This window comes from Pseudomonas frigoris (genome assembly GCF_047758635.1).
GTDB classification, from domain to species: Bacteria; Pseudomonadota; Gammaproteobacteria; order Pseudomonadales; family Pseudomonadaceae; genus Aquipseudomonas; species Aquipseudomonas frigoris.
On the sequence record NZ_CP180479.1, the window covers coordinates 5,378,871 to 5,392,027 of the forward strand.

The 13,157-nt window shown below is 58.6% G+C and carries 11 protein-coding genes and 1 pseudogene; 6 read left to right on the forward strand and 6 right to left on the reverse strand.

What is annotated here, in order from left to right; translation table 11 throughout:
• Nucleotides 1-77 precede the first annotated feature (77 nt).
• A complete protein-coding gene (locus tag ACMXYH_RS24675) occupies nucleotides 78-1,376 on the forward strand; it encodes a mechanosensitive ion channel family protein (protein ID WP_415765248.1) in 1,299 nt (432 codons plus the stop codon).
• Between the two features lie 109 nt (nucleotides 1,377-1,485).
• On the opposite strand, the gene ACMXYH_RS24680 is transcribed toward ACMXYH_RS24675, so the two are convergent.
• The 4 genes from ACMXYH_RS24680 to ACMXYH_RS24695 all read right to left on the reverse strand — a co-directional run bounded on the left by ACMXYH_RS24680 (nucleotide 1,486) and on the right by ACMXYH_RS24695 (nucleotide 4,400).
• A complete protein-coding gene (locus tag ACMXYH_RS24680; protein WP_415765249.1) occupies nucleotides 1,486-1,986 on the reverse strand; it encodes a MepB family protein in 501 nt (166 codons plus the stop codon).
• Nucleotides 1,983-2,861, reverse strand: coding sequence for a carboxylate/amino acid/amine transporter (locus ACMXYH_RS24685; protein WP_415765250.1), 879 nt, complete (start codon nucleotides 2,859-2,861; stop codon nucleotides 1,983-1,985). The genes ACMXYH_RS24680 and ACMXYH_RS24685 overlap by 4 nt, the downstream gene beginning before the upstream one ends.
• A gap of 365 nt (nucleotides 2,862-3,226) precedes the next feature.
• Nucleotides 3,227-3,826: an FMN-dependent NADH-azoreductase gene (locus tag ACMXYH_RS24690; RefSeq protein WP_134422147.1), complete on the reverse strand. Its 600-nt coding sequence runs from the start codon at nucleotides 3,824-3,826 to the stop codon at nucleotides 3,227-3,229.
• Between the two features lie 259 nt (nucleotides 3,827-4,085).
• Entirely contained in the window at nucleotides 4,086-4,400 is a 315-nt protein-coding gene (locus ACMXYH_RS24695; RefSeq protein ID WP_129442039.1) for a 3-phosphoglycerate kinase, read from the reverse strand.
• A 49-nt stretch (nucleotides 4,401-4,449) separates the two neighbouring features.
• Here ACMXYH_RS24695 and ACMXYH_RS24700 point away from each other — a divergent pair, with 49 nt between their 5' ends.
• The 4 genes and pseudogenes from ACMXYH_RS24700 (at nucleotide 4,450) to ACMXYH_RS24715 (ending at nucleotide 8,669) form a co-directional block, all read left to right on the forward strand.
• Nucleotides 4,450-5,373: a LysR family transcriptional regulator gene (locus ACMXYH_RS24700; protein WP_129442037.1), complete on the forward strand. Its 924-nt coding sequence runs from the start codon at nucleotides 4,450-4,452 to the stop codon at nucleotides 5,371-5,373.
• Between the two features lie 14 nt (nucleotides 5,374-5,387).
• Nucleotides 5,388-6,193: pseudogene (locus ACMXYH_RS24705) on the forward strand (alpha/beta fold hydrolase).
• Nucleotides 6,194-6,196: 3 nt separating this feature from the next.
• Nucleotides 6,197-6,754 (forward strand): peptidylprolyl isomerase, encoded by a 558-nt coding sequence (locus tag ACMXYH_RS24710; protein WP_415765251.1) that lies wholly within the window; start codon nucleotides 6,197-6,199, stop codon nucleotides 6,752-6,754.
• Between the two features lie 82 nt (nucleotides 6,755-6,836).
• Nucleotides 6,837-8,669, forward strand: coding sequence for an ABC transporter ATP-binding protein (locus ACMXYH_RS24715; protein WP_129442035.1), 1,833 nt, complete (start codon nucleotides 6,837-6,839; stop codon nucleotides 8,667-8,669).
• A 136-nt stretch (nucleotides 8,670-8,805) separates the two neighbouring features.
• Here ACMXYH_RS24715 and ACMXYH_RS24720 read toward each other — a convergent pair whose 3' ends face one another.
• Complete coding sequence (locus ACMXYH_RS24720; protein ID WP_415765253.1) at nucleotides 8,806-9,930, reverse strand: GNAT family N-acetyltransferase; 1,125 nt, start codon at nucleotides 9,928-9,930, stop codon at nucleotides 8,806-8,808.
• A gap of 280 nt (nucleotides 9,931-10,210) precedes the next feature.
• Between ACMXYH_RS24720 and ACMXYH_RS24725 the strand changes: the two genes are divergently transcribed.
• On the forward strand, nucleotides 10,211-11,542 hold the full coding sequence (locus tag ACMXYH_RS24725; protein WP_415765254.1) for a putative porin: 1,332 nt from the start codon (nucleotides 10,211-10,213) through the stop codon (nucleotides 11,540-11,542).
• 230 nt (nucleotides 11,543-11,772) lie between these two features.
• Here ACMXYH_RS24725 and ACMXYH_RS24730 read toward each other — a convergent pair whose 3' ends face one another.
• On the reverse strand, nucleotides 11,773-12,894 hold the full coding sequence (locus tag ACMXYH_RS24730; RefSeq protein ID WP_415765255.1) for a beta-ketoacyl-ACP synthase III: 1,122 nt from the start codon (nucleotides 12,892-12,894) through the stop codon (nucleotides 11,773-11,775).
• Nucleotides 12,895-13,157 lie beyond the last annotated feature (263 nt).

Consider the following 13,157-nt stretch of genomic DNA (forward strand, 5'->3'; position numbering starts at 1 on the left):
TGTCCTCAAACGTCATCCAAAGCGCCTTAAATGCTCTAATCGCCCCGTCGCGTCCTACAGAAGAACCGTTTTTGCCCATGGATATCAAACAGCTCTGGCTCAACGTCCAAGACCTTTGGGGAGCCCTCGATCAGCACCCGCTTCTGCATTCCAGCCTGGCATTGGTGGTATTGCTGGTGGTTGCGCTGGTCCTCGGACGAGTGGCGCGCTACCTCATTCTGCATGTGACCAAAATGCTCGGTCGCCAGCCGGCATTGCACTGGATCAACGACTTTCGGCATAACAAAGTCTTTCATCGTCTGGCGCAGATCACCCCCTCGCTGGTGATCCAGTTCGGCTTGCACCTGGTGCCGGAGTTGGGCAAGACCAGTCTGATCTTCCTCGGAAACGTCGCGTTGGCATTCACCATTCTGTTCCTGCTGTTGGCGGTCAGTGCCCTGCTCAGCGCTCTGCTCGACATCTACGCGCGCACCGAACATGCCCGTACCCGCTCGATCAAAGGCTATGTGCAGCTGACGAAAATGGTTTTGTACGTGCTTGGCGCAATCATCATTGTCGCCACGCTGATCGACCGCTCGCCGCTGTTGCTGCTGTCGGGTCTGGGCGCCATGTCGGCGGTGATTCTGTTGGTCTACAAGGACACCCTGCTGTCGTTCGTCGCCAGCGTGCAGCTGACCAGCAATGACATGCTGCGGGTCGGCGACTGGATCGAGATGCCGCAAGTCGGCGCCGACGGTGACGTGGTCGACATCACGCTGCATACGGTCAAGGTGCAGAATTTCGATAAAACGATTGTTTCGATTCCGACCTGGCGCCTGATGTCCGAGTCGTTCAAGAACTGGCGCGGCATGCAGCAATCCGGTGGACGACGGATCAAGCGCAGCCTGTTCATCGACGCCAGTGGCGTGCGATTCATCCGCGATGACGAAGAGCAGAAGCTGTCCCAGGTTCACCTGCTGACCGACTACATCAGCCGCAAGCAGGCCGAACTCAAGGCCTGGAACGAAGCGCAGGGCAATGTGGCGGCGATGTCGGCTAACCGTCGGCGGATGACCAATATCGGGACCTTCCGCGCGTATGCATTGGCGTATTTGAAGAGTCACCCGGAAATTCAACCGAACATGACCTGCATGGTTCGGCAGATGCAGACCACCGCTCAGGGGATTCCGCTGGAGATCTACTGTTTCACCCGCACCACCGTGTGGGCGGATTACGAGCGGATTCAGGGGGATATTTTCGATTACCTGCTGGCGGTGTTGCCGGAGTTTGGCTTGAGCCTTTATCAGCAGCCCAGTGGCGGTGATTTGCGGGCTGGGTTGTTACCGGCAATGTTGGGCGCAAGCCACATTCCCGAGGCCGAAAAACACGTCATGTAACACTGCAGATCCCTTGTGGGAGCGAGCTTGCTCGCGATGGCTGAGTGTCAGGCGACATCTATGTTGCCTGTCACACCGCCATCGCGAGCAAGCTCGCTCCCACACGGGCTTAGCGCCCAAAGAGTCGGCGCACCTGAACGAGGTCGGCATTACCGCTTTGGTCAAGCGCGAGGAAATACGTCAACTGCCACTGCTGCGTCTTCATAGCTTGTTTAGCGACGGGTCTGGACCATGGCGGATAGACACGAATCGCCCGCTTGCCACCTTCGCCATCAATCGACATGACCCCTTTGGCTGCCAATATCTCCCGGTCAAACACAAACTGCCCGCGATGGGTTTCATCAGCAACGCTCACCACCACAAAGGCGACGCCATCGCCGGTGTCGAGCGGTGCAATCTCGCTGGCAGGCGTTGGCCGCTTCCAGAGCGTGACGAATTGGCCAATCTTGGTCGGCGTGGTTTTCGCTACGCGGAAGACCATCGCCTGGCCATCGAGGCCAAAGCGACAGGCGCCGTAGTCGGCACTCTCCTCCTCGCGCCGAGCTTCATCCGTTAATGTCATGCCTGCGGGCTTGTAGATCTGCTCGATGGCGTCGATCAGGTCCGTCATGGCCGTTCCCGCAACGGCAGTACTTCTCGCCTGACGCCCAACCGACTGATCCACACTGCCATCAAAATCACCGCCCCACCCAGGAACAACCGTCCCAGCGCTTCATGCTGATTCCAGATCAGCAGATTGATCAACAACCCCACCGGCACATGCAGGTTGTTCATCACCGCGAGCGTCCCGCCATTCACCAGGCACGCCCCTTTGTTCCACCAGTACAACCCGAGCGCCGTCGAGACCAGCCCGAGGAACACCAGCACACCCCATTGCAGCGGTGCTTCGGGCAGGAAGTTCTGTTTGCCGAACAACAGAAACGCCGGCAACGCCACCGCCAATGCCCCCAGGTAGAAGTAACCAAAGCGCCGATAATGCGGCAGATCGCTCGGATGGCGCGCCACCAGATGTTTGTACAGGACCTGCCCGGCGGCATAGGTGAAGTTGGCCAGTTGCAGCAGCAGGAAGCCCATGAAGAAATCGGGATTGATCCGGTCGTAGCGAATCACCGCCGCGCCCATCACCGCCACCAGTGCCGCGACCAATGCCCACGGATTGAAGCGCCGGTTCAGCGCGTCTTCGATCAAGGTCACGTGCAGCGGTGTGAGGATGGTGAACAGCAACACCTCCGGCACTGTCAGCACCCGAAAGCTCAGGTACAGACAGACGTAGGTCACGCCGAACTGCAACGCGCCGATCAGCAGCATGCCGCGCATGAACGCCGGTTCAACCGAACGCCAGCGGGTCAACGGAATGAACACCAGCCCCGCCAGTACCACTCGCACCAGCACCGCAAAGTAACTGTCGACATGACCGGCCAGGTATTCGCCGATCAAGCTGAAGGAAAACGCCTGAATCAGCGTGACAAAAAGTAGATAGCCCATGCTCGCCTCGTTTCGAATGGCGGCGACGATAGCGGTTTTTACTCTTCTCTGCGAATCGTCAGGCAACACACAAATCCACTAATGTGGGAGCGGCGGTGCGACGATTCGACTTGCTCGCGAAGAGGGCGTGCCAGTCGGTATCAATGTTGAATGACACACCGCATTCGCGAGCAAGCCCGCTCCCACAGGGGTTATGTGCACGCTCCCGAATCCCGGGCAAAAAAAAGCCCGATCTCGCTAAAGCGTTCAATCGGGCTACAGCACTCAGGAGCAACAAGTGCAAAGGGAGGTTCGATGCGCGTAAAGCCTTGAAGAGGTTGCGCCAGGTCACTTGAACATCAAGGGATTATCTGGCGATTAAAGCCTCAGGCGACGAGGGAAAGCTTGGCGTTGGCCTGGCTCAGGCCTTTCTCCTGGAAGTCACCGCCCAGGTTCATGCCTTCGGCGTGAATGAACGTCACGTCGTGAATCCCGATGAAGCCCATGACCTGACGCAGGTAGGGTTCCTGGTGATCCGCCGGGCTGCCGGCGTAGATCCCGCCGCGCGCAGTCAGCACGTAGGCACGCTTGCCGCTGAGTAAGCCTTGCGGGCCAGTGTCGGTGTATTTGAAGGTCACGCCGGCACGCAGCACATGGTCGAGCCAGGCTTTGAGGGTGCTCGGGATGGCGAAGTTGTACATCGGAGCGGCCATGACCAGCACATCGGCGGCCAGCAGTTCGTCGGTCAACTGGTTGGAGCGTTCCAGGGAAACCTGTTCGATGTCGTTGCGCTGTTCGGCAGCTTTCATCCAGCCGCCCAGCAGGTTGATGTCCAGATGCGGTACCGGGTTGACGGCCAGGTCACGAACGGTGATCTGGTCGTTCGGGTGCGCGGTTTGCCACTGGCTGATGAAGGTCTGGGTCAGTTGACGCGAAACCGAGTCTTGCTGACGAGCGCTGCTTTCGATGATCAGAACGCGGGACATGGGATGTAGCCTCCATCTGAGAATGCTGTAGGTCGATGGAGTGAAGGTTAAACAGAGTTAAATCGATGAAAAAGCGCAAATAACTGCTATAAACCATCAATAAATTCGTTTATAAGCGGAGCATGCCTTGTGGGAGCGGCGGTGCGGCGATCCGACTTGCTCGCGAAGAGGCCGTGTCAGTCGACATCAATGTTGACTGACATACCGCTTTCGCGAGCAAGTCGGATCGCCGCACCGCCGCTCCCACAGGGTTGTAAGGTCATTTGGGGGTGCAGGTCAGTTTGATACGCATCTTGATGATGCTCCGGTTGAACTTGGCGGTGGCATTTTTGTGTTTACCAGCGGCCACTTCGATATTGCGGGTGCGTGGCGCTTCCGGGCCATTGTTGAAAACTACCTTACAGGCCGCATCGGTGGTGCCGTAGTTGTTCACCTGAATGGAGGCGATGTCGCTATCCGTGTCATACGCGTTGTAGTCGATGCTCAAGCCGTTCAGCTGTTTTTCAACGTCGATCGGATAGGCAAACGCCGTCAGCGGCAGCATTGCCAACAGCACGCAACAGAATTTTTTCATTCAGCAGTCTCCAATAAGGACTGCCAGCTTAGGACAAGAGGAGCTATTCATGAAAGCGCCCCGCGTGACCCTTGATCAATGGCGAACGTTACAGGCCGTGGTCGACCATGGCGGTTTCGCCCAGGCCGCCGAAGCGCTGCACCGCTCGCAATCATCGGTGAGCTACACCGTGGCGCGCATGCAGGACCAGCTCGGCGTGCCGCTGTTGCGCATCGACGGCCGCAAAGCGGTGCTGACCGAAGCCGGCGGCGTGCTGCTGCGTCGTTCGCGGCAACTGGTGAAACAGGCCAGTCAGCTGGAAGACCTGGCCCATCACATGGAACAAGGCTGGGAAGCGGAAGTGCGACTGGTGGTCGACGCCGCGTATCCGAGCGCCCGCCTCGTCCGCGCCTTGACCGCGTTCATGCCGCAGAGCCGTGGCTGCCGGGTGCGTCTGCGCGAAGAGGTGTTGTCGGGTGTCGAAGAAGTGTTGCTGGAAGGCGTGGCGGACCTGGCGATCACCGGGTTCAGCATTCCCGGTTATTTGGGCGCGGAATTGAGCGATGTTGAATTCGTCGCCGTTGCCCATCCGGAACATGCGCTGCATCGTCTGAACCGCGAACTGAACTTCCAGGATCTGGAATCTCAGATGCAAGTGGTCATTCGCGACTCCGGCCGCCAGCAGCCACGGGACGTTGGCTGGCTCGGCGCGGAACAGCGCTGGACCGTCGGCAGCCTGGCCACCGCGGCGACTTTTGTCAGCAGCGGCCTGGGTTTCGCCTGGTTACCTCGGCACATGATCGAACGAGAACTCAAGGAAGGTCTGCTCAAGCTGCTACCGTTGGACCAGGGTGGCAGCCGCAACCCGAGCTTCTACCTGTACTCGAACAAGGACAAACCCTTGGGGCCGGCCACGCAGATTCTCATCGAACTGCTGCGCACTTTCGACACTGCGCCGCTGGATGCACCTTTCGCCGCCCCTGAACAAGCCTGACACGGAGTGTACGCATGGCCTATTTCGAACACGAAGGTTGCAACCTGCACTATGAGGAATATGGCCACGGCACGCCGTTGCTGCTGGTCCACGGGCTGGGTTCCAGCACCCTGGACTGGGAAAAGCAGATCCCGGCGCTGTCGGCCCACTACCGGGTGATCGTCCCGGATGTACGCGGCCACGGTCGCTCCGACAAACCCCGCGAGCGCTACAGCATCGCCGGGTTCAGCGCCGACCTGATCGCCCTCATTGAACACCTGAACCTCGGCCCCACTCATTACGTGGGCCTGTCCATGGGCGGCATGATCGGTTTTCAACTGGCCGTGGATCAGCCGCAATTGCTCAAAAGCCTGTGCATCGTCAACAGCGCGCCCGAGGTAAAACTGCGCAACCGCGACGATTACTGGCAGTGGTTCAAGCGCTGGAGCCTGATGCGCGTCCTCAGTCTGGGCGCCATCGGCACGGCCTTGGGCGGCAAGCTGTTCCCGAAGCCCGAACAGGGTGACTTGCGACAAAAAATGGCCGAGCGCTGGGCAAAAAACGACAAACATGCTTATCTCGCCAGCTTCGATGCAATCGTTGGCTGGGGGGTTCAGGAACGACTTTCGAGGGTCTCCTGTCCAACCCTCATCGTCAGCGCCGACCGTGACTACACACCGGTTTCGCTGAAAGAGACCTACGTAAAACTGCTGCCCGATGCGCGGCTGGTGGTGATTGCCGATTCGCGCCACGCCACCCCGCTGGATCAACCCGAAATGTTCAACCAAACGCTGCTCGAGTTTCTCACCGCAGTCGACACCACCTCACTCAGGATCACTGACCCATGCTGAAAAAAATCGCCCTCGTCGCTGGCTCCGTTCTGTTTGCCGCCAACCTGATGGCCGCAACGCCCGCCAAGGCGCCGCACGTGCTGCTGGAAACCACCAACGGCCAGATCGAGATCGAACTGGACCCGATCAAAGCGCCGATCAGTACCAAGAACTTCCTTGATTACGTCAACAGCGGCTTCTACAACAACACGATTTTTCACCGTGTAATTCCAGGGTTCATGATCCAGGGCGGCGGTTTCACCCAACAAATGCAGCAGAAAGAAACCAAGGCACCGATCAAGAACGAGTCCAAAAACGGTCTGCATAACGTCCGTAGCACGCTGTCCATGGCCCGCACCTCTAATCCTGATTCGGCCACTAGCCAGTTCTTCGTGAACGTCAAGGACAATGACTTCCTCGACAGCGGTGACGGCTATGCGGTCTTCGGTAAAGTCGTGAAAGGCATGGACGTGGTGGACGTCATCGTCAACTCGCAAACCACCACCCGTGGCGGCATGAAAGATGTGCCAGCCGACCCTGTGTTCATCAAGTCAGCCAAAGTCATCGACTAAGCTACACAGGAAGTCTTGAGCGGCCGCCGGAGTGCGCCGCTCACACTGTTCAAAGGAGAGCCCGTGCGCGGGCGGAGAACTGATGCTTTATCGCCGTTTCGAGAAACTGATCGACATTTTCCGCGAGGCCCCGACGGCCGCTCCGCCGGATCGGGTTCTCCCTTTTTATACCTATTATCTGAAGCAGGTCTGGCCGAGTTTCGCCGTCCTGCTGTTCGTCGGTCTGATCGGTGCGCTGATCGAAGTGGCGCTGTTCAGTTACCTGAGTCGCATCATCGACCTGACCCAAGGCACGCCTAACGTTGACTTCTTCAAGGAACACGGCATCGAACTGGCCTGGATGGCGGTGGTAGCCCTGGTTTTTCGGCCGATTTTTGTTGGCCTGCATGACCTGCTGGTGCACCAGACCCTGAGCCCCAGCATGACCAGTCTGATCCGCTGGCAGAACCACAGTTATGTGCTCAAACAGAGCCTGAATTTTTTCCAGAACGACTTCGCCGGACGCATCGCCCAACGCATCATGCAAACCGGCAACTCACTGCGCGATTCAGCCGTGCAAGCCGTGGACGCGCTGTGGCACGTGCTGATCTACGCGATCAGCTCGCTGGTGCTGTTCGCCGAAGCCGACTGGCGCCTGATGATCCCGCTACTGACCTGGATCGTCGCCTTCATCAGTGCCCTTTACTACTTCGTGCCACGGGTCAAGGAACGCTCGGTGGTGTCCTCCGATGCGCGCTCCAAACTCATGGGGCGAATTGTCGATGGCTATACCAACATCACTACCCTGAAGCTGTTCGCCCACACCAATTTCGAGCAGCAATACGCTCGCGAAGCGATCAAGGAACAAACCGAAAAAGCCCAACTGGCCGGCCGGGTGGTCACCAGCATGGACGTGGTCATCACCAGCATGAACGGCTTGCTGATCGTCGGCACCACCGGCCTGGCCTTGTGGCTGTGGACGCAGTCGCTGATCACCGTAGGCGCGATTGCCCTGGCCACCGGCCTGGTGATCCGCATCGTCAACATGTCCGGCTGGATCATGTGGGTGGTCACCGGCATTTTCGAAAACATCGGCATGGTTCAGGACGGTTTGCAGACCATTTCTCAACCGGTCAGCGTCACTGATCGTGAGCAGGCCAAACCGTTGCTGGTAACCTGTGGCGAAGTGCGTTTCGAGCACGTGGATTTCCACTATGGCAAGAAGAGCGGGATCATTGGCGACCTCAACCTGACCATCAAGCCTGGCGAGAAAATCGGCCTGATCGGTCCATCCGGCGCAGGCAAGTCGACACTGGTCAACCTGCTGCTGCGCCTCTATGACGTGGAGGGCGGACGCATCCTCATCGACGGCCAGAACATCGCCGAAGTCGGCCAGGAAAGCCTGCGGGAACGCATTGGCATGATCACCCAGGACACGTCCTTGCTGCATCGCTCGATCCGCGACAATTTGCTGTACGGCAAACCCGACGCCACCGACGCCGAACTCTGGGAGGCGGTGCACAAGGCCCGCGCCGACGAGTTCATTCCGTTGTTGTCGGACTCCGAAGGCCGCACCGGTTTTGATGCCCACGTCGGTGAGCGCGGGGTGAAACTCTCCGGCGGCCAGCGTCAGCGGATTGCGATTGCTCGCGTGCTGCTCAAGGACGCGCCGATCCTGATCATGGACGAGGCCACCTCGGCGCTGGATTCGGAAGTTGAAGCGGCGATCCAGGAAAGCCTGGAAACCCTGATGCAAGGTAAAACCGTAATCGCCATCGCCCACCGGCTCTCGACCATCGCCCGCATGGACCGGCTGGTGGTGCTGGAAAAAGGCAAAATCGCCGAAACCGGCAGCCACGCCGAACTGCTGGCCCATGGCGGGTTGTATGCGCGGTTGTGGCAGCACCAGACGGGTGGATTTGTCGGCATCGACTAAATCTTCTGATCGACAATAATCCTGTGGGAGCGGGCTTGCTCGCGAAGGCGGAGTGTCAGGCAACAATTATGTCGACTGACACTCCGCCTTCGCGAGCAAGCCCGCTCCCACAATAGTGAGTGTGATCCCCCCAGGATCAATCCTGCCGGTAAGGCAAGGCCGTCCTCGCTTCCTCGGCATACGCCAACACACCAACGCGCTCTTGCTGCAGGAAGTCTTTGACGGCAGCTTTCAGGCCGGGATGACGCAAGTAGTGCCATGAATGAGTGATCACGGGTTCGAACCCGCGAATCAACTTGTGCTCGCCCTGGGCACCGGCATCGAAACGCTGGAAGCCGTTGGCAATTGCGTAGTCCATGCCCTGGTAGAAACAGGTCTCGAAGTGGAGACGGTCGAACTCCGCCAGACAGCCCCAGTAACGACCGTAAAAGCTGTCGCCACCCACCAGACTGAAGGCCATGGCCACCGGCCGTGAGCCTTGCTTGGCCAACACCACACGAATCGACTCTGGCATGCGCTCGGCCAGCAAACTGAAAAACTCCCGCGTCAGATAGGGCGCTTGCCGACGCACTGCGTAGGTATTGGCGTAGCAGGCATAGACAAAATCCCACTGCGCCTGATCGAGTTGCCTACCTTCAAGCCATTCGAAATCAATGCCCTGCCCCGCCACTTGTTCGCGCTCCTTGCGCATCTGCTTGCGCTTGCGCGAACTGAGGACGTCTAGGAAATCCTGAAAATCCCGATACCCGCGATTCTGCCAGTGGTACTGACAGCCGATACGCTGCAACCAGCCCGGCTGCTCGGCCAAGGCCGCGTCAGTGAACGGGTCGGTGAAGTTGATGTGGGCACTGGAGAGTTGTTCGATTTCAAGGTAGCCCGGCAGGCTTTTCAACAGTTCGAAACCGTCCTCGAGCGTGGCCGCCAGCAAACGCGGGCCGCTGACCGGACTGAACGGCACAGCCGTCAGCAGCTTGGGGTAGTAATCGATACCGGCACGCTCACAGGCATCGGCCCAGGCGTGATCGAACACGTACTCGCCGTAAGAATGCCATTTGCGATAACTGGGCAGCGCGGCAATCAGGCGATCGCCTTCGATGTGCAACAAATGCTCGGGTTGCCAGCCGGAATGAGGGCCGACGCTGCCGCTGTCTTCCAGCGCGCGGAGAAAGGCGTGGCGCAGAAAGGGCTGATTCTCGGGCACCAGGGCATCCCACGTCTGCGACGCGATTTCGGACAGACTTTCCAGACGTTGCAGCGGCATCAGTTCTTCCCTACTTCTTTGCGTGAAAGCCCGGCGAGTATCGCCCATCGCCAAAAAATCCACACGAGCAATCCGCCGACAGGGCTCTGGATAAGGCTTTACGCCATATTTGTATCGTCATCGAGACGCCATCACATTGCCACTGCTCTGTCATAAACCATCGCGATACTGGCGCCTGTTTTTAGAGCGTCGGGTTCTAGCCCGGCCACTGTTTTCCGCCCGTAAGGGTCGGTTGTGTCCTGGATGGCTCAGTCATCCCCTCTCATCTTCGGAGATTGATATGCGTCTTGCTTCCACGAAAACTGCGGCAGCCCTGTGTGGCGGGCTGTTGCTGGCCATGAGCGTTCCGGCCAGTGCCGCAGTCGACGCCAAACTGCTCGACATGCTTAAGGCAAACGGCTCGATTACCAACGCGCAGTACAGCGAACTGCAAGCCGAGCTGACCAGGGATCAAAAGGACCAGCAGATTGCTCGTCAGGCTCAACAAGAGACCAACGAACAGATCGCAGCGACCGCGAAGAAAACCAATGAACTGAGTACCTTCGACCAGAAACTGGCGTGGGCCGCCAAGACCCAGTTCAAGGGTGACGTGCGTTTCCGTCAGGAAAACGTCCACAACGATGGCGTTCCAAACAGCAAAGACCAGGATCGTCAGCGCATTCGTGCCCGTCTGGGTGCCTACAGCGAAATCAACCCTCAGGTCGACACCGGTATTCGTATCGCCACCGGCAGCAACGACGACGCCCGGTCCACCAACCAGGACCTGAACAACTACTTCGACAAGAAGTCGATCTGGCTGGACCAGGGCTACGTCGACTACCACCCCGACGCGATCAAGAACCTGCACCTCGTCGGCGGCAAGATGCCGCAACAATGGGTGAGCATGGGCGACATCATCTGGGATAGCGACATCAACCCGGAAGGCCTGGCAGCGACTTACAAATACCCGCTGGGCGGCAGCACCGAGCTGTTCGGTAGCGCCGGTCACTACACCCTCAAGGACAACGTCGACGGCGAGGGTGTGCAGTTCAAACACGACCTGCGTCTGTACGCTGGCCAGTTGGGTGCGCGCTTCGCCATCACCGACAGCATGAAAATGACCTTGGGCGGCAGTATCTACTCGTACGACAACGACAAGAACAGCGCCTGCCCTACCACCGGCACCGTCACCGCGCCATGCGCACTCGCCGTCAACGGCAACAGCCCGAACGAAACCTTCAAACTGTACGAAGGCTTTGGTCAGCTCGACTTCAGCAACCTGCCAGTACCGCTCTCGTTGTACGGTCAGTACGTCAACAACAAAGACGCGAGCAACGATCAGGACACTGGTTGGTTGGCCGGTGTGAAGTCCAAGATCTACGGCTTCGCAGTGGACTACAACTACCGCGATGTACAGCGTAACGCGGTTGTCGGCGCCTTCACCGACTCCGACTTCGCCAACGGTTTCACCGGTTCGCGCGGCAGCAAGTTGAAAGTGAGCTACGAGTTGGACAAGAACTTCAACCTCGGCGCGACGTACTTCATGGCTACATCTGACCAAACCAACGCCAGCATCAACAAGAAAGACTCCGACATCAACACCCTGCAACTGGATGCCGAAGCGAAGTTCTGATTCCCCCGCTACACGACTCGGGCAAGGAAGCCTGAGCCGCTTTTACAAACTCGCGTTGTGGTATCGGTCCCCATCATCCGTCCAATACTGCAGCGCGAGTTTTTTTGTTGGCGCAAAAAAAGATCGCAGCCTGCGGCAGCTCCTACACCGACCGTATTCCAACCGCGATATCGCGTTGAAATCCAATCCCGTGTAGGAGCTGCCGCAGGCTGCGATCTTTTAAGGCGAACTCAGCGCTTGCGCAGAATCACGCTGCCAATCGAGTAACCGGCGCCGAACGAGCTGAGCACTGCCAGCGAACCGGCGGCCAGATCGTCCTGGTTCTTGTGAAACGCAATCACGGAACCGGCGGAGCTGGTGTTGGCGTAGGTGTCGAGAATCACCGGGGCTTCTTCTTCGGTGGCTTCGCGGCCCAGCAGCTTCTTGACGATCAGGTGGTTCATGCTGAGGTTGGCCTGATGCAGCCAGAAGCGTTTCACGTCGCTGATGTTGAGCGTGTTCTCTTCCAGGTGCGTAGCGATCAGCTCAGCGACCATCGGGCAGACATCGCGGAACACCTTGCGGCCTTCCTGCACGAACAGTTTGTCCTTGGCACCGATGCCCTCTTCCGCCGCGCGGTTGAGGAAGCCGAAGTTGTTGCGGATGTTATTGGAGAACTTGGTCAGCAGCTTGGTGCTGACGATATCGAACTGGTACTTGGACGTTGCCAGGTCAGCACGTTCGATGATCACCGCGGTAGCGGCGTCGCCGAAGATGAAGTGGCTGTCGCGGTCGCGGAAGTTCAGGTGACCGGTGCAGACTTCCGGGTTGACCATCAGGATCGCCCGGGCCTGGCCCAGTTGCACGCTGTTGGCCGCAGCCTGAATGCCGAAGGTCGCCGAGGAGCAGGCGACGTTCATGTCGTAACCGAAACCCTGGATACCCAAGGCTTCCTGGACTTCGATGGCGATGGCCGGGTAGGCACGTTGCAGGTTGGAGCAGGCGACGATCACGCCATCGATGTCCGCGGCGGTTTTGCCGGCACGCTGCAAGGCCTGCTCGGCGGCGCCGATGGCCATTTGGCAAAGCACCGACCACTCGTCATTCGAGCGTTCCGGCAGGCGTGGCGCCATGCGTTGCGGGTCGAGAATGCCGTCCTTATCCATGACAAAACGGCTTTTGATACCAGAGGCTTTTTCGATAAACGCCGCGCTGGACTCGGTCAACGCTTCGATTTCGCCGCGCGCGATGGCGTCGGCATTGTCGGCGTTGAATTGCGCGACGTAAGCGTTGAAAGACTGCACCAGCTCTTCGTTGGAGATGCTGTTGGCCGGGGTGTACAGGCCGGTGCCGCTGATGACGACGTTATGCATGGTCGTTTCTCTAATCTGTTCAGGCAGAAAGTGTTGGCACCGACGTACCAACACACAAAGGATCTGCTCCCGTCAGGGGGAGCAAACCTGGCATCGCTTTATTCCAATCCGCCCAGACCTGTGAAGGCTCAAAACCGCGGGACCGGCGTTTATAGGCGCGAAGTTTGCCATAAACATTGGGGTTTGGCGCCTTTTGCTGGATAAAGCGCACACTACTTGTAGGACTGTAGGAGCTGTCGAGTGAAACGAGGCTGCGATCTTTT

What these genes read in the sequence shown, in the direction of transcription:
- ACMXYH_RS24690 (WP_134422147.1), bottom strand. Translation starts at nt 3,826, where the DNA reads ATGTCCCGCGTTCTGATCATCGAAAGCAGCGCTCGTCAGCAAGACTCG.
- ACMXYH_RS24675 (WP_415765248.1), top strand. Translation starts at nt 78, where the DNA reads ATGGATATCAAACAGCTCTGGCTCAACGTCCAAGACCTTTGGGGAGCC.
- ACMXYH_RS24720 (WP_415765253.1), bottom strand. Translation starts at nt 9,930, where the DNA reads ATGCCGCTGCAACGTCTGGAAAGTCTGTCCGAAATCGCGTCGCAGACG.
- ACMXYH_RS24715 (WP_129442035.1), top strand. Translation starts at nt 6,837, where the DNA reads ATGCTTTATCGCCGTTTCGAGAAACTGATCGACATTTTCCGCGAGGCC.
- ACMXYH_RS24725 (WP_415765254.1), top strand. Translation starts at nt 10,211, where the DNA reads ATGCGTCTTGCTTCCACGAAAACTGCGGCAGCCCTGTGTGGCGGGCTG.
- ACMXYH_RS24680 (WP_415765249.1), bottom strand. Translation starts at nt 1,986, where the DNA reads ATGACGGACCTGATCGACGCCATCGAGCAGATCTACAAGCCCGCAGGC.
- ACMXYH_RS24685 (WP_415765250.1), bottom strand. Translation starts at nt 2,861, where the DNA reads ATGGGCTATCTACTTTTTGTCACGCTGATTCAGGCGTTTTCCTTCAGC.
- ACMXYH_RS24730 (WP_415765255.1), bottom strand. Translation starts at nt 12,894, where the DNA reads ATGCATAACGTCGTCATCAGCGGCACCGGCCTGTACACCCCGGCCAAC.
- ACMXYH_RS24700 (WP_129442037.1), top strand. Translation starts at nt 4,450, where the DNA reads ATGAAAGCGCCCCGCGTGACCCTTGATCAATGGCGAACGTTACAGGCC.
- ACMXYH_RS24710 (WP_415765251.1), top strand. Translation starts at nt 6,197, where the DNA reads ATGCTGAAAAAAATCGCCCTCGTCGCTGGCTCCGTTCTGTTTGCCGCC.
- ACMXYH_RS24695 (WP_129442039.1), bottom strand. Translation starts at nt 4,400, where the DNA reads ATGAAAAAATTCTGTTGCGTGCTGTTGGCAATGCTGCCGCTGACGGCG.